Source organism: Bacteroides sp. ET489 (assembly GCF_030518095.1).
GTDB classification, from domain to species: Bacteria; Bacteroidota; Bacteroidia; order Bacteroidales; family Bacteroidaceae; genus Bacteroides; species Bacteroides ndongoniae.
This window is the reverse complement of record NZ_JAULLJ010000010.1, coordinates 34,180-50,408: the sequence shown is the minus strand read 5'-3', so window position 1 is coordinate 50,408 and position 16,229 is coordinate 34,180. Positions and strand designations below refer to the sequence as shown.

General features: G+C 48.0%; 16 protein-coding genes, 1 tRNA gene and 1 pseudogene. 11 read left to right on the top strand and 7 right to left on the bottom strand.

Features of this window, described 5'->3' with window-relative positions:
* Positions 1 to 32: 32 nt before the first annotated feature.
* The 4 genes from Q3C19_RS07845 to Q3C19_RS07830 all read right to left on the bottom strand — a co-directional run bounded on the left by Q3C19_RS07845 (position 33) and on the right by Q3C19_RS07830 (position 3,758).
* Complete coding sequence (locus Q3C19_RS07845) at positions 33 to 620, bottom strand: DUF5025 domain-containing protein (RefSeq protein WP_302728403.1); 588 nt, start codon at positions 618 to 620, stop codon at positions 33 to 35.
* Positions 621 to 729: 109 nt separating this feature from the next.
* On the bottom strand, positions 730 to 1,140 hold the full coding sequence (locus tag Q3C19_RS07840; RefSeq protein ID WP_022162611.1) for a hypothetical protein: 411 nt from the start codon (positions 1,138 to 1,140) through the stop codon (positions 730 to 732).
* Between the two features lie 137 nt (positions 1,141 to 1,277).
* Positions 1,278 to 3,017 carry a lipopolysaccharide assembly protein LapB gene (locus Q3C19_RS07835; RefSeq protein WP_302728400.1) on the bottom strand — a complete coding sequence of 580 codons (1,740 nt, stop codon included), beginning with the start codon at positions 3,015 to 3,017 and terminating at the stop codon, positions 1,278 to 1,280.
* A 42-nt stretch (positions 3,018 to 3,059) separates the two neighbouring features.
* Positions 3,060 to 3,758, bottom strand: coding sequence for an NAD-dependent deacylase (locus Q3C19_RS07830; protein WP_302728398.1), 699 nt, complete (start codon positions 3,756 to 3,758; stop codon positions 3,060 to 3,062).
* 184 nt (positions 3,759 to 3,942) lie between these two features.
* Between Q3C19_RS07830 and Q3C19_RS07825 the strand changes: the two genes are divergently transcribed.
* From Q3C19_RS07825 to Q3C19_RS07770, 11 genes and pseudogenes are all read left to right on the top strand, one after another.
* Complete coding sequence (locus tag Q3C19_RS07825) at positions 3,943 to 4,938, top strand: DUF262 domain-containing protein (protein ID WP_302728396.1); 996 nt, start codon at positions 3,943 to 3,945, stop codon at positions 4,936 to 4,938.
* Positions 4,938 to 6,071: a DUF3696 domain-containing protein gene (locus tag Q3C19_RS07820; RefSeq protein WP_302728394.1), complete on the top strand. Its 1,134-nt coding sequence runs from the start codon at positions 4,938 to 4,940 to the stop codon at positions 6,069 to 6,071. The genes Q3C19_RS07825 and Q3C19_RS07820 overlap by 1 nt, the downstream gene beginning before the upstream one ends.
* Before the next feature lie 25 nt (positions 6,072 to 6,096).
* Complete coding sequence (locus Q3C19_RS07815) at positions 6,097 to 7,002, top strand: hypothetical protein (protein ID WP_302728392.1); 906 nt, start codon at positions 6,097 to 6,099, stop codon at positions 7,000 to 7,002.
* A 332-nt stretch (positions 7,003 to 7,334) separates the two neighbouring features.
* A complete protein-coding gene (locus tag Q3C19_RS07810) occupies positions 7,335 to 7,928 on the top strand; it encodes an FKBP-type peptidyl-prolyl cis-trans isomerase (protein ID WP_022162617.1) in 594 nt (197 codons plus the stop codon).
* 16 nt (positions 7,929 to 7,944) lie between these two features.
* A complete protein-coding gene (locus Q3C19_RS07805) occupies positions 7,945 to 8,838 on the top strand; it encodes an FKBP-type peptidyl-prolyl cis-trans isomerase (RefSeq protein WP_302728390.1) in 894 nt (297 codons plus the stop codon).
* A gap of 189 nt (positions 8,839 to 9,027) precedes the next feature.
* Positions 9,028 to 9,492, top strand: a complete 465-nt coding sequence (locus tag Q3C19_RS07800) for an Lrp/AsnC family transcriptional regulator (protein WP_022162619.1) — start codon at positions 9,028 to 9,030, stop codon at positions 9,490 to 9,492.
* Positions 9,493 to 9,495: 3 nt separating this feature from the next.
* Positions 9,496 to 9,807: a DUF4491 family protein gene (locus Q3C19_RS07795; RefSeq protein WP_022162620.1), complete on the top strand. Its 312-nt coding sequence runs from the start codon at positions 9,496 to 9,498 to the stop codon at positions 9,805 to 9,807.
* 650 nt (positions 9,808 to 10,457) lie between these two features.
* Positions 10,458 to 10,531, top strand: a tRNA-Ile gene (locus Q3C19_RS07790).
* A gap of 344 nt (positions 10,532 to 10,875) precedes the next feature.
* Positions 10,876 to 11,502: a hypothetical protein gene (locus Q3C19_RS07785; RefSeq protein ID WP_204436272.1), complete on the top strand. Its 627-nt coding sequence runs from the start codon at positions 10,876 to 10,878 to the stop codon at positions 11,500 to 11,502.
* 2 nt (positions 11,503 to 11,504) lie between these two features.
* Positions 11,505 to 12,542, top strand: coding sequence for an HNH endonuclease signature motif containing protein (locus Q3C19_RS07780; protein ID WP_071149324.1), 1,038 nt, complete (start codon positions 11,505 to 11,507; stop codon positions 12,540 to 12,542).
* A 65-nt stretch (positions 12,543 to 12,607) separates the two neighbouring features.
* Positions 12,608 to 13,176 (top strand): annotated as a pseudogene (locus Q3C19_RS07770) (hypothetical protein).
* Positions 13,177 to 13,184: 8 nt separating this feature from the next.
* On the opposite strand, the gene Q3C19_RS07765 reads toward Q3C19_RS07770, so the two are convergent.
* The 3 genes from Q3C19_RS07765 to Q3C19_RS07755 form a co-directional block, all read right to left on the bottom strand.
* Complete coding sequence (locus Q3C19_RS07765) at positions 13,185 to 14,714, bottom strand: mobilization protein (RefSeq protein WP_302728380.1); 1,530 nt, start codon at positions 14,712 to 14,714, stop codon at positions 13,185 to 13,187.
* 335 nt (positions 14,715 to 15,049) lie between these two features.
* Complete coding sequence (locus Q3C19_RS07760; protein ID WP_204403907.1) at positions 15,050 to 15,760, bottom strand: hypothetical protein; 711 nt, start codon at positions 15,758 to 15,760, stop codon at positions 15,050 to 15,052.
* Positions 15,761 to 15,794: 34 nt separating this feature from the next.
* A complete protein-coding gene (locus Q3C19_RS07755) occupies positions 15,795 to 16,142 on the bottom strand; it encodes a hypothetical protein (RefSeq protein ID WP_071149321.1) in 348 nt (115 codons plus the stop codon).
* Positions 16,143 to 16,229 lie beyond the last annotated feature (87 nt).

The window sequence follows — 16,229 nt, the reverse complement described above, 5'->3', positions numbered from 1 at the left end:
CAGCCATGCAAGCCGAATACCTTCTGATTACATTATTGCCTTGCTCCGTAACGTGCCTTTACTGTTATCGTATCCAGAGGATTTTTCTGGTTATAAAACACACCATCCACCAGCACTTCGATCATAGGTGAAATGGATGTCACCCAGTTGACATAAAATATTTCCGCACGAACCGGATGTTCTTTGTCCGGAATATAATAAGTTTTATCCACACCTTCACCCGTTATCAGTCTGATGCAATCGGTTTTTGTTTCCAGCAAGTCATAGTCATAATCGGTTATGTAACGGGGGATACGGCTGTCGTCAATTCCATGCAGCACCACTTTCATCACCAAGTCTTCACGAAGTACAATACCTGTCGACATAAAAACAACAACTGAGTCTGTCCATTGAAATGATCCGGAAGAAGTTACGACCGGCCTCGACTGAACCGAATTGGATAAACTAAACTGTTCTTCTCCCACCGTTCCTTCAAAATACCCCCAAAACACACTGCTTCGAGGAAAGGGGTGAGAAGTTTCTTCCACCATTTCTTCGCTATTATCACACGAAGTAAATACAGCCAAAGCCGCAAAGCCAATAAGAAGGCTTAACACGAAAATATTAAAGTGTTTCATCATTTTCTTAGATTATTGACGTGCACAAAAAAAGTCATAATAAGCAAAAATTCCAAAGGAGGGAATGTTTTTAACACAAAAACATTCACCTCCTTCTCTATATCCTTTTCAATCAACGCAACCGTTCAATTTCCAACAAATGATAATTAGCCTCATCGCCGATGTGAGTCCTTAAAGAAAGCTGGTTGTCAGAGCACTCAAGCAACCACCAATAACCTTTCAAGGGAGCTCCTTCGCGGACAGTAGTAAACTGAATGCCATTATCGGACAACTGATAGGTAAACTCGTCGTAACGTTCTTCTGTTTTGACTTCACAAAAGATGCCTGTACCATCCTGATAGAACTCGATACGAACATCGTTTTCATAACTCACCCCGTCAAACACGGAGGTCAGCTTACCTTTCCAAACGGATTCCCCAATCAGAGCAGTCAAATCAGAGTCATCGTCACTACATCCCGTTACTGTAAATAAAGTGAGTAAAGTAAACAAAGAAAAAGAAAATAGTTTCATCATTGTTTTCATAATCAATCGTTTTTTCAAATTCATGCACAAAAATAAATCTATTTATCTGTTTACTTTCCAAAAACAGTACGCAAGTTGTACGCAAACCACACGAAAGATTTGCGTACAACTTGCGTACAAAGAGATTTGATATTTATTTAGAAATTCCGTATAAAGCGGTCCCAGTCGTCTGGCGTACCTTCCCGACCGAACACTTTCTTGTACAGGCGTTTGCGAATGGATGTTACAGCCTGCTTACTGCGGAGTACAAGCAAAGCGATACGCTTGAAAGGCATATCTATTTTGAGTAACAAACAAACCTGGATTTCCACTTCATTCATTGGGTACAAGTCTTTCAGCCGTTGCGTAAAATTCCGATAAGTATTATCTATCGCTGAAATCAATCCACTCCAGTCTTCCTCCAATATCTTATCATCGGTTTCATGAAACTTTATATAAATCGCAGAAGTTTGGAACGCCTTTACTGCTTCCTGTTCCATCTTTTGCTGTGCTTCTACCTGTTCGTTGTCTTTTTCTAACGAAAGTTTTTGTGCATGGAGCAATTCTTGCCGGGAGATATCCGATGTTGTCCTCACCTCTTGCAATTCTTTTTCCAGTTCGGCTATCCGCTTTTTATTTTCTTCTATAAACTCCTGGCTCTGTCGATACTTCTGTTCTTCCAAGGCTTTTAATTTCTGCAATTGATTGATTCTGCCTTCTTCCTTTCGTTTCCGGTTCTGCCGATAGGCAAAAAACAATGCAACCGCCACCACCATGCTTGCTGTAATCCAGACAATATAATTTTTCTGTTGCCTGTTCTGCATTTGCAACCGGTTGTTTTCCTCTTCCCGTAACTGATAATTGTAGAGTGCATTGATTTTGCGAACAGTTTCGGTACGGACAAGCTCACTGGTTGAGTCTGCATAAACCAAATATTTATCAAAATACTCAAACGCCTTTTCATAATTTCCCCTCAGACGTGCGATTTTGGCCAATCCCTCATATCCTTCTTTCTTATAGGAATACCGCTCCATCTCGGTCATTCGTTTCGAATAATAATAAGCTGAATCTATTTGATTTACACTAAAATAATAACGAGCTGCCGTACTATAACGAGGTGCTCTTTCTGCAAGACTCATCTGTGACAATGCCATTTGCAAACACTTATAAGCCTCTTTATACATCCCCAGTTGCGTATAATAGGCCGAAAGCTCCCCGTTCACTCTTCTTCTAAGGAAATTACTACCCAATCTGATTGCCAGACTATCTGCTCCCTTATAATAATAAAGTGCACTGTCCACCTGATTCAGCACACTATAGGCCCGACCAATGTTGCGAATGCAATAAACCAAAGCCGCGCTGTCCCCCTCCAACAAGTTGTATTGATAGCACTTCCGGAAAACAGGTAAAGCCTTGTCGTAAACGGCTTGATACAGGTACAAGGTTCCTATCTGACTGTAAATCCGGCTCAACAAGTCATAATCCTTCCCGTCTGCCGTTTCACTGGCTCGGATAAAGTAGTTGAGTGCCTGAGGAGCATCACCCAAGTCGGAATACACCCGCCCGGCATAATAATAAGTTTCGGGCAGGTGTTTCTTGTCGTCCTGACGCTCGTAGTAGCGAAGCACGCTCCGGATAAGCGAGTCGGAGGTGTGACGGATGTAAGCCTTGTCGCGTGCCTTCACAGTCAGCAGGTCGTAGTACATACGGACGGAACGGGGCTGAAGGAAGATGCTGTCGCGCAACGAATCGAGCAACGCCATTGCGCTGTCGGGATGGGTGTTAGCCAGCAAGGCCACCCGCTGCAAGGCAGGCAAACTATCGTTCCGCTTGCCACACGAGACGATGGCAAGCAGCAGGAGAGGGAAGAAAAGCAACAGTGTGCGAAGTGTACGCATGTAAAAACAGATTTCTGATTTTTAAGTTTCCGGTTTCACAATTTACTTCTCCAACAGCTTCCTCAACTCGGCCACACCTTCCGAAGCCCCCTTACGGATGACATGAACCGGCCTTGAGCTGTGCGTGTCCACCGGCTTGGGGTCGATGAGGTAGACTTCCGCCTCGCGGGGCACATAGTGCAGCAGACCGGCTGCCGGATAAACGTTCAGCGAAGTGCCGATGATGACGAAGATGTCTGCCTTCTGCACGTATTCGATAGCGGTTTCAATCTCGGGCACAGCCTCGCCGAACCACACGATGAAGGGACGCAACTGGCTGCCGTCGCCAGCCTTGTCGCCCAAGTGCACCTCGTATTCGGAAGGCTTCAGTTCCTTGATGAAGTGCGGATTGTAGGGGTCGCGACTGGAGCAGACCTTGGTCAGCTCGCCGTGCAGGTGGATAATGTGCGTGCTACCCGCACGTTCGTGCAGGTTATCAATGTTCTGCGTCACTACGGTGACGTTGAAGTCTTTCTCCAAAGCCGCCACTCCCCGATGTCCCTCGTTGGGTTCCACTTCGAGCAACTGACGGCGGCGCTCGTTGTAGAAGTTGATGACCAGTTCGGGATTGCGTGCATAGCCTTCGGGCGTAGCCACCTGCTCCACCGGATAACGGTCCCACAACCCGCCCGCATCGCGGAACGTACTGATACCACTCTCGGCACTCATGCCTGCACCCGACAAAACAACCAGATTCTTCATAACTTGTTCCTTTCTCTTTATAATTTGACTGATTCGTACGGACAAAAATAAACGTTCTCGGGCAAAATAACTATCTTTTCTCCGGTTTTCGCACTTCTTTCGGGCCTATTCGGAAAAGAATACCGCAAAAAGTATTTATATTTGCATCAGGCAAATCAAAAAAAGGCCGCAACAGAAAGTAAGTATGTTTTCAGACAGTTACAAAGCCACACTCAGCCATTTCCGCAACCAGTTCTTCGCATCGGAAGAACTCATCAACCTGTGGCACGGCAAGTTGCAACCACTCCCATTCCACCGACGGAGAACAGTAAGCGACTGGCAGCCGCAACAGCAATCGCGCTTCATCGAAAGTCTGATTGTAGGACAACCGCAACCAGCTCTCTTCTTCGACGGCAGCCAGACAGAATGGTACATCGTTGACGGACGGAAACGCCTGACGGCTCTATCTGATTTTGTCCAAGGACGGTTTGCCCTGCAGTCGCTCTACTTTCTGGGCGACATGTACGAAAACCAGCACTTCGACCAGCTTCCTCTGCTGGTAAGGCGTAAAATTCTGAACTTCAGGTTCGAAGTCAACCTGCTGAACCCCAATACGCCCGACCTGGTACGCTACGGTGTGTACACCGGCCTGCTGGCAAAAGGGAATAGCGATGTCAGCAATCCGTGTCGGAACTTCCTCTTCCCCGAGGGATTTAAAACGCTGAAAAGACTTTGCCAGGAAACAAATCCGAGAAGAAGCGGTCTCCTCAGAAGCGGATTCGATGTGTATTCGCCAGAGGGAGTGACCGGGCGGCTGCTTGTCTTCCACCTTTATAGGTTGAACATGCTCCGCAGCAACTATGAAGTTCTGAGAACTCCGGTCGAAGTACTGGTGAACGAACTGCTCACACAGCCCGATCTGGAAAGCCTTGTACAGGAAAGCCGTTTTGCGGAAACCGCCCGGAGGACTTTCGAACAAATAGACCGGCCCAGACTGACAACCCGGAAGCAGGCAGAAAAACAGGAAGCTATGCTGGCACTGCTTTCCACCCAACCTCAAGAACAGCCTCCCCGCAACTGGGAGGAATGGGCAACAGAAGCCTGGAAAGAAATACCTGCCACCCCTCCCTACACGGGACAACTGCTGGAAAACTATCTGAAACGGTACCTTTATCTGAAACAACAACTGGAAACGAAATAATGCTGAAACACGTATACCTGAAGAACTTCAAATGCTTCGATGAACTGGCTCTGCCGCTGGGCGGACTGACACTGATAACGGGAGTGAACGGTGCCGGCAAGTCGAGCATCGTCCAGGCCCTGCTGCTCCTGCGACAAAGCAACGACGACAAGCGGACCGACCTGCACACCCACGTAAAAGCCGACGGCGACCTGGCCGACCTGACCAACGGCAATGCCATGCGCTATGCCTTGAGCGAAGATGCCGACATCCTGATCAGGCTGACCGATGACCAATCGGAAGAAGCCTGCTTCACCCTGAAGGACGCCGTGACAGACGATACGGAAATTGCCTGCATTCCTTCGGACAACATTGACCACGTACTGACAGCGTGGCCGCTCTTCGCCCCCAGCTTCGTCTACCTGTATGCCGACCGCACCGCTCCGCAAAGCAATTACCGGAAAGGCAATGCCAGCAACACCGACAGCCGTCTGGGCGACAAGCACGGCAGCAACACCGCCTTCCGCTTCTACGAAGCCATGAGTAGCAACGAACAGGTACCCGTACCGGCCCTCTGCCTGCTGGAGAAGAACCACTCCGTCTTTGCCAACGTATCGGCCTGGCTGAGCTACATCATGGGCAGCGACGTCAGCCTGGCTGCCGCACAGGAGACTGCCGACCGCGTCACCCTGAGCTACTCGAAAAACGTGCAGGGCAACGAAATAGCCTTTTCGCCCCTGAACGTAGCTTTCGGAAACTCGTATATACTACCCATTATACTGGCCGTGCTCACGGCACCGGAGAATTCGTTGCTCATCATCGAAAACCCGGAAGCCCACCTGCATCCGTCGGCACAGTTCCGCACAGGGCAACTGCTGGCACTGGCCGCCGAACACGGCATACAGATTATAGTCGAAACCCACAGCGACCACCTGCTGAACGGCGTGCGGGTCATGGCCAAAGCTGGAATGGAAGGCAAAGGCCGGACAGATGCCGGCAAGGTGGAAATACACTATATCTATCAGGACAAGGACCATCCCGAACTCCATCTGAACGAACGCATCGTGCTCGAAGAAGACGGCACCCTGGACCACTGGCCGCAAGGATTCTTCGACGAATGGGAACTGGCCTTGCGCCAAATCAACCAACCTTAACCTCCTTCTTCAGCCACTACCCCTCATGGAACTTCTGCTCAACGACCAATCGTACCAGTGCAACGGAAAACTGTGCGAACACTGGGAAGCTATAAGCTGTTTTGGCATCCTTGCCGACCGGCTGAAAGAATACGGCGTAGACAAGATTGTCTGTCCGCAAGACTACAAGAGCCTGCCTCTGGGCGGAGTGGCATGGAAAGACTGTTACCTCCAGATGGAAGAACTGAACGACGACCAGCGGATGGAAATCGTCACCCTGATGGACAGCACCCTGCGCGAAGCCCGCCCCGACGAACTGGATGCCGACACCGTGTTCTGCGAAGAAGCAGACTTCAGCAACCCTTCCGCCGCACTGGGCAAAGCCTGTACGGACGACCGCCCTGTGGTGAGTTTCACCTTTCGGGAAGTAGACAAGCGAGACACCATCGAGGGTTTCCTGCGTGCGGGTACCGGCAAAAAAGTACAAAAAGCCACCGTAAAAAACCTGTATCGGGTAGAAACCGGACAGATGGCTGTCTGCCTCACCTCGTTGAAGGAATGCAAAAGGAAGAACCCTGAAAAAGAGCCCTTATGGAACCAGGAAATGGTGACCAGATATCTGTCACGGATAGGACACGAAGACAACCGCCACTCCGCCTCGACTGAAGAGAAGCAGGCCTACCTCATCGAACACGCTACCCAAATAGCTCTGATGAACGGATGGTGTCTGCACACGCGACTGTCGCGCATCAACTCGAACAACGAGCAGAAAAGAGTCATCTTCTACTCCAAAGCTTTCAAGAACACCGCAACCTACCTTTGTATCGACCTGGAGCACGAAGATATCCGTTTCGAACTGTGCGACTACGCCGGCAGGCACTTGAAAGAAATCAAACACAACGGCCAGACAACCGATGCCACTCCGCAGCGGAGCCATAACATCAGGGTATGAAAAGAATGCGGCATCACGCCTTGCAATTGAATCGTCGCACACAGTTCAACTTCTTAGTAAACAAAGCTATAGGACGCAAACAAGCACGGCCGTAAAGATTAAGAACCGGCAACATCCTGCAGATATCTTCTGCCGTCCTGTCCAATATTCGGCTTTCCAGCCTTGTTAACTATCTACTTGTCAACTACATGTTGAGTTTGCGAAACATGAATAAAATAAGAAAAATTAAATAACCAAACGCCTTATCATTCAAATAAAAGGCGTACTTTTGCCACTCATTCATTTGCAACGGGCAGATAATCAGTACTGCCCCACCAACGAAAAAACGACTTATGGACAAATTCAGTTATGCAATCGGCCTTGGAATAGGTCAGAACTTATGGAGCATGGGTGCCAAAGGCATCGTAGTAGAAGACTTCGCACAGGCCATCAAAGATGTGCTGGAAGGCAACCAGACAGCCATCAGCCATACGGAAGCACGCGACATCGTGAACAAATACTTCGAAGAAATGGAACAGAAGATGAACGCGGCAAACATCGAAGCCGGACAGAAGTTCCTGGAAGAGAACGGCAAACGCCCCGGCGTAGTCACACTGCCCAGCGGCCTGCAATACGAGGTCATCAAGGAAGGCAACGTAGGCCACTATGCCAAAGCTACTGACCAGGTACAGTGCCACTACGAAGGTACGCTGATAGACGGAACCCTGTTCGACAGCTCCATCAAGCGTGGACAGCCCGCTACGTTTGGCGTCAACCAAGTGATCCCCGGATGGGTAGAAGCCCTGCAGCTGATGCCCGAAGGTGCCAAGTGGAAACTCTACATCCCCAGCGAACTGGCCTATGGCGCACAGGGAGCCGGCGAAATGATTCCGCCTCACAGCACACTGATATTCGACGTAGAATTATTGAAAATCTTATCCAAATAATAAACTTAAAAGCAAAATGAAAAAAGTATCAATCGTCATGGCTCTGGCAGTAGCCGCCGGTATGGCATCTTGTACTGCACAAAGTCCGAAAGGAAACATCAAGACGGACATCGACTCATTGTCTTATGCCATCGGTATGGCACGTACCGAAGGTCTGGAACAATATCTGGCACAACAAGGCATCGACTCAACTCAAATGACTACCTTCCTGAAAGGTTTCAACGAAGGTGCTAAAAAGATCAGCAAGGAAGACGTAGCTTACATGGCCGGTCTGCAGATTGGCCAGATGGTCAGCAAGCAATGGGTAGAAGGCTTCAACCAACAGATCTTCGGTGAAGACTCTACACAGACACTGAGCCGCGAAAACATGCTGGCAGGATTCGTAGCCGGAGTAGTAGGTAAGGGTGGCGCCATGGAAATGGCTCAGGCTCAGGACTACATGCGTACCAAGATGGACATTATCAGAGAGAAAGCCATTGAAAAGAAATATGCCGACAACAAGGCTGCAGGCGAAAAGTTCCTGGCCGAGAACAAGACTAAGGAAGGCGTGGTAACTACCGAAAGCGGTCTGCAATATAAAATCATCACCAAAGGTACAGGTGCCATCCCGGCCGATACCAGCAAGGTGAAGGTAAACTACAAAGGTACCCTGATCGACGGAACAGAGTTCGACAGCTCGTACAAGCGTAAAGACAAAGACGGCAAGTCGCAACCCGCTACTTTCCGCGCCAACCAGGTGATCAAAGGCTGGACTGAGGCTCTGACCATGATGCCTGTAGGTTCGAAGTGGGAACTCTACATCCCCTACGACCTGGCTTACGGTTCAAGAGAAACTGGCGGACAGATCAAACCGTTCTCTACACTGATCTTCGAAGTAGAACTGGTAGGTATCGAAAACGACAAGAAGTAGTCATAAGATAGCGTTTCCTATCAGAACGTTATTCCGGGCGGATAAGACAGATGCACAGAAAAAAGCCTGTCTTATCCGCTTTTTCTTTTGTTTTTCACAATTTTCCTTTCCATTTTATAGAGAAATTAAAATAAAGTCCTATATTTGCTTACTATTTGATAAGAACAAGAACTTTACTAATTTACTATTATGGAAAAAATAGACAATCTTGACCGGCAGATTCTGGAAATCATTTCCCAGAACGCCCGTATTCCTTTCAAGGATGTAGCTGCCGAATGCGGCGTATCGCGTGCTGCCATCCACCAACGTGTGCAGCGTCTGATTGATCTCGGTGTCATTGTAGGTTCGGGTTATCACGTCAACCCTAAATCCCTTGGATACAGAACCTGCACGTATGTGGGTATCAAGCTGGAAAAAGGTTCCATGTACAAGACGGTAGTGGCACAGCTGGAAAAGATTCCCGAAGTAGTGGAATGCCACTTCACCACTGGCCCGTACACCATGCTGACCAAGGTATATGCCCGCGACAACGAGCACCTGATGGACCTGTTGAATAACAAAATGCAGGAAATCCCCGGCGTAACCGCCACCGAAACACTGATTTCACTGGAACAGAGTATCAAGAAAGAAATACCTATCTGTCCGGAGAAATAAGTCATGGATTTTCTGAACACATACCATCTTGCCGGACTGTTCATCGGCATCTGCACGTTCCTCATCATCGGCCTGTTCCACCCCATCGTGGTAAAGGCCGAATATTACTGGGGTACCAGATGCTGGTGGATATTCCTTTTGCTGGGTATCGGGGGAACAGCTGCTTCGGTGTGTATCGACAACATTCTGCTGTCGGCCCTGTTGGGTGTTTTCGCCTTCTCGTCGTTCTGGACCATTAAGGAAATTTTCGAACAGGAAGAACGAGTAAAGAAAGGCTGGTTCCCCAAGAACCCGAAACGTACCTACAAGTTCTGACAGGTGCGTCTCCTCCCTCCGCCACTTTCGTTTATGTAACATCGACTTTCGTTCACGTAACATAGACTTTCACTTATGTAACATCGCCGCCCCATCGCGGTGACGCAACTTCCACATGTCACCTTGCTTTCACCACGACACAAGGATTGCGGAAGCTGTAAGGTAAAGTTTCAACGTAAGCGTCTTATTATAAGCAAAATGCAGTGAAACATGCTGCAAAATTGCCCCTCGCCGCGCCCCATTTGTGAAACTGCCGTGAAACGTCATCTTTCACCACACCCGCCTATGTATCAGCACACAAAGAACGTTGGTGAAGGCATGAAGGATAATTCCGTAAAAACTGTATAATTACGAGTGTAATGAGGCACTTTACAGCCGTAAAGTAGTACATGGCAGTCACAAACAGGCTCGTGAGAGAGACACCAGTACGGCTCGTGAGAAACACTTGCACGGCTCACGAGAAACACTTGCACGGCTCACGAGGGACACTTGCACGGCTCACAAGGGACACTTGCACAGATCGGACAAGCGTCCCGCCCCTCCTTTTTTAAGACTTCAACCATCAAAAAACAAGTGAAAAAACAGAAAATGCTTGCATATTTCAAGCAAAAGCATTACTTTTGCCCCCGCATCCGACAAAAGGATACACCGGACTTGTAGCTCAGTTGGTTAGAGCAACAGACTCATAATCTGGAGGTCCCAGGTTCAAGCCCTGGCTGGTCCACATTAAGAATCAAGCACTTACAAATATTTGTAAGTGCTTTTTCTTATATACAGTGACCTTCAGGTGACCTTTTTGAGGCGAAACTCTGTAATAATGGCCTTTTGCAATTCCATGAAATTACAGAGAGTTTTTATAGATTTTTAAATAGAAAGAGTGGCTAAATCTGGCCTTTAAATAAATCATTGCGATTATTCGTGTAAGGGATAAGATGAGACCGCAATAACTTGTCGGGGAATTATTGAGTATTCTTGAAATTAATACATTATGCACAATAACATGATACACCTATTTTTTCTTTGCGTATATTTTGTTCTGTAACTTTGTATCCATAAATATTATGCAATATGGAAAGCGAAAAATTAACCATTGGCAAACTCATCGAAAAGGAGGTGAGGAAACAGCAAATTCCAATCACAGAGTTTGCACGATTGATTTGCTGCCAAAGGAACAATGTGTATGACATATTCAAGCGCAGCAAAATTGACATCGTACAGCTTAAACAAATATCAAAGGTTTTAAGGCGGAACTTTTTCAAAGAGCTTGCCGATGACCTTGAATTGATAAATGAAGAAGAAATGAGTGGGGCTGATGTAAAAAAGCAAAAGGCAGTATCACAATTCTTTGAGGTCGTACCGAATATATTGCGAGAATTGGGAAAACCGTCTACAATTATCTTCTGTAAATTGGACGATTCTGGCTATGAAGATTGTGCTACACCAGATTTTGGATTGCCCGACTATTTCATAACTTTCACCATCGGAGACACTCTCCAAGAGCGAATCGGCAACAACCTTGCGCTTCCTATTGGAGTAGTCCACGACAGCACGAATAACTGTGAAGTCGAAGTCTGCACTAATGTCGTCTATGGGTCAGTCTGTGTAAATGTAAAGCTGGATTACAAGACACAAGACGAATGGAGAAAAGTTTTGCTGTTAGCTTTTGAAACCTATGACAGATTTGGACGGAGGTAATAATGAGAAATTTATTGGATGATTATAAGGAGGTTAAGGATTGCATCTACAAAGGTGAAACCTACTCTGTCCGTGACAATGGGGCGGTATTGCGCCATTCTCGCATAGGTAAAAGAGTGAGGAAAGAAGATGATATTTGGACATTCGGAAAAGCTAATGAACAAACTGGATATATGATTATTGGCGGCGAAAGAGTACATCGCATTGTTGCCTATGCTTTCTTAGGGGAGCCACCTACACCCCAACATGTTGTTGACCATATAGACACCAATAGACGAAACAATCGCCCTCAAAATCTAAGGTGGTTAACAAAGTTGGAAAATGTTTTGCTAAATCCTATTACAAGAAAGAGAATAGAGTTTCTATGTGGGAGTATTGAAGCATTCATAAACGACCCTTCAATCATACAGGAATTTGCCAATGACAACCCAAACTTTGCATGGATGCGGACTGTTTCCGCCGAGGAAGCAAAGGCTTCATATGAACGCTTGAAATTATGGGCGGAAACACCATCTGCCCCAACAAACACAAGCAATGGTACTATGGGCGAGTGGATTTATGCACCGACCAAACGCCACGAACACATTGAGCCATTTTCTAAATACAGTTCTGTACCCAGTAGCCAATCAGAATTCTCTGCCGTAGAATACAAGCAAGACATTCTGACTGAATCGCTATCACCGACTGCGATGCAAAAGTATTGGCGTACACCGACAGAATTTCCGCTATGCCCAATTCGTTGGGATGAAGAACCATTGGAAACATATTCCAAGATGCTTAAAAAAGGGGCTATCGTTACCAAGAATGAATTTTCCACTCATTATATTGACGATTTCGCCTTGAAAGGGGACTCCCTTTTAATCAAAACCCATGCAGATGATGGCATCAAGAAATTCTCTTTGATTACTGTGTCATTTGAAGGTGATAAATATATTCACGAGGGACAAACATTCTTTGAGGAACAGGGCGCACGAAAGGCTTTTACATTAGCCCAAGGTTTAGAATGGGATGGTGAAGATGGAATTGACGATTATTGCTAAAATAATTTGCTATATTGCTAAAAATGAGTAAATTTGTAACTATAACAAATCAACCATCATAAATTATGAAAAAGATTCTAGCCTCTTTAGCCGTATTCTTAGCTGTCATTAACATCATGGCACAAGAACACCTTTCATTCAAAGGGATTCCTATTGAAGGAAGCATGACCGAGTTTTGTAAAAACTAAAAACCAAAGGATTTACTTCTATCGGGCAGGAAAACAATATCTCTTTGTTTACAGGGGATTTTACTGGCCGTGAAGCGACTGTAGGTGTAACTGCTACAGACGATGGGAAAAATGTTTTTGCTGTAGTTGTGTTGTTTGAACCGAGCGGAGAATGGAACACTCTCGTTAACACCTATGACTACTATAAAGATTTGTATACTCGCAAATATGGTAAGCCGTCTATCTCAAAAGAAAAAAATCCAGCCCTTTCTGATTCCAATACTGCTTTAATGGCAGAAGTCCATCAAGGAACAGTTGTATATGGTAGTGCATGGGAAGTGACAGGTGGAGATATACAACTTTCAATTGAAAAATCCTCTGGGGTTTACGAAGGTATGGTGCTGATTCTCTATCGTGATTCTCAAAATGTAGAAGCCAAAATTCAAAGCGATTTGGATGATATTTAGATCCAATATCATCTTTGTAATCTTTGTTGTATACTCTCTATTTTCCAATCATACTTACCTTCTGCCACATCACCAACCTCTTTGAGTGTATGGCGATGTTTTATTTCGTCAAACGGCTGTCGGCTTTCCGCATAGTCACAGAGCCATGCTCCGACCGCGTTCTGCTGTTCGGTTGTTTCCCCGTACTCCTGCATCACGCTCTTGATGTCGGCGGCTTCAGACGGGGCGAAGAATGACTTGTGCCGCTCCGTGCCGAAATGGATAATCGCATCGATGGCTCTTTTGAACACCTCGCTTGCCTTGTAGAGCATATCCGCAAACAGGCTTAGGATATGCCTGCTCGCTTTCAGCGTACTCTGCAACAGGCGGATAGTCTTGTCTTTCTCCACCGTGGCTTGGCTCACCGCTTGGCTGATGCGCTGCCGCTCGCCGTCCTTTTGCTCCTGAAGCTGCCGTACCGCCTTGTTCCTTTCAATGGCAAATGAACGGCTCTGCACCAAAGCCCTGTCACGCTCCGTTTCGGCTTTCTGTTTTTCTGCGACCAATGCCTTTGTCCGTTCTTCCGCCTTGTCCTTTACAGCTTCGGCAAAGGCTTTCTTCATGCGTTCGTTCTCGGCTTTGAGTTTGGCGTTTTCCTTTTCGACCGCTGCGGACTTGCCGACCCCCACAAGGTTGCCAACGCTGTCCAGTATGCTGTCCACTTTCGCCTTTCGCTCGTCTTTCAACTGCTTCTCCTTTTCGGCAATCTCGCTGTCGAGGGCAAGACGGTACTGTTCTTTCGCCTTGTTCTCGTTCTCCACAGACATGAGTTCCGCTTCGGCTTCCTCCTTGGCGGCGATGGCGGCTTGCCTTGCGGCTTTCGCCTGTTCCGCTTCCTGTTTCTGTTTGGCGATGATGAAGTCCGTGCGCTCCAGATGTTCCTTTCCCGTCACCTCCTTTGAGGTGCCTCTTTCCATTTCCAGACACTCAGCCAGAACCGTTTGCATCTCGCTCATGGCTTTCTCGTCCAGCTTGCAGGACTTGCCCGTATCGTGGTTCATCCAGTCCCACACAATATGGGCGTGGAGGTTGGGCTTCCATGTGGTATTGTTGCCGTGCGTTCCGTAATGCCCCTCGTCACGGTGGATGAATACTTGCAGGGCTGTGACACCCCAACGCTCGTTACACACCTTGCAGAATTTCTGCAACTGTTCCATCGTGGTGTCCTCCTTGATGACAACCACGCCCTCCTTGAGCGGAGTGCTGCCACGGACGATGGTCACCTTGCCCGTCTTCTTGTTCACCCTTTCCCGGTCTTTGGTCTGCATCGCCCGACCTGTCTTTTCCTTGACCATAGCGGCTATCTGATTGTAACGGTCGGTGAGCGTGTCTTCGCCGAAATCAGGTGATACCCATGTCTCGTTTCCTGCCATGAGGTCGGTACGGATGTAGAACTTCTCCCTGCGGATATTGGCGAGGTATTCCGCTGTCCGCTTGTTATGCGCTTCGCTGCTGCCGATGTTGCACGGCTTGATGTTAATGGATGTCTTCTGTGCCATAGGCTTGTCTGTATTTTGGGTTTCACTTCGGGTCATTAGGGCGGAGCCTTAATCGGAGGGTGCAGGGAGAGGGTCACTTCCTGCTCCGGGTTCTTAGGGGTGGAAGCCACTAAGCGGAGTTTCCAAAGAGAGGGTCACTCTTTGGTCGGGTTGCACAGGGCTGAAAGTCCTTGCCGGGTTCTTAGGGCAGCGTCCTAAGCCCCTCGGGAGAGCCCACAACTTCGGAACGCAGCGGAGAAGTTATAGTGGGCTATATCTGGGCAAGCCCAGTCAGTCACGTCCACCAACGGAGTACCGCTGAAATCCTGCGCTGTGCGCCCGTCAGTTCCTCCCGGCTATGTCGGGTCTTCCACGCCGCCAATCGTGCCGTTCTGCGCTTCTTTCGGGCTTTCTATAGGATTGTTTTCATGCTGTCCGTTGTCATTGTCTGCGATATGGGGATTGTCGGCTTTGTCCTCCGCATCCGCTCTGTTCTCCGAACTGTCGAAAACCACAGGCGAACATAGGGAAAAAGAAAGGGCGGCTGCTCCGCCTGCCATGCTGTCCGCTTCCAGCCTTGGGCACTGGCAACCATCCGGCACGGTACACGGTTTGTTCTCCGACGGCATATCATTAGAGTATGGTGTCCGCACTCCGTCTGCCTGTCCTTTGGAAACTGCCGCAGGCTTGACATAATGGGGATTAGTCAGCAGGACACCATCCACATACCACCCCGTAAGAAAATGCAGGGTGTGTATGGATGTTCGGTTGTTGGTTCGGGTGGTCAGCATACCAAGCCTGTTGAAGCTGCCGATGAGCTTTCCGATGGTCTTTCGGTTGCAGCCCATGTATTCCGCCAGTTCCACATCGGAAGCTGCCGCCTGTCCCACCTCCAACTCAATCTCAACTCCCTTGATACGGAGGGCGGTCTTTGTCCGCACGGCTGCGGTCATCAGCCTGTGCAGGCACTTCTGCCTGTCGATGGCGGATCTGCCGTCCAAAAGGAAATCCCACTGCCCGGCGGAAAGGATGGTGCAGTAATGTATGGTCTGTTCGTTCTTGCACATAGTCTATGATATTTATAGGTGTTACACTGGTCAGCTACCTGCCCATGCCATACCCGTGTTCCGGCATATGGTATTCCCTGTCCGCTGCGATATGGTTCAGCACATCCTGCAAACGGTCGAGCTGGTCATGGTCAAGCACACGGATTGCGTTAATGGTTATCACCTGCGTGGCAATCCTGCGGTGTGCAATATTGTTCTCGCTCATCGTACCGTTACCGTCAGCATGGACTGAACGGAGGTAGGCATTGACCGCTTCCGTCTGTTCCTTTGAGGGGTACGGTGCTGCCCACCTGTCTTGAATGTAGCCGACCATTTTGCCGACCGCATCCGCCAAGAGCGGATTGCGCTGTGCGATAATTGGTATCAAATCTTCTTTCTTCATGTGACTGTTATTTTAGAAGTCTTGTGATTGTTTATTTCTCGTTGATTTTGTTGACTTTGTTGAGAGAGTACCGACAAAAGGGAAAAT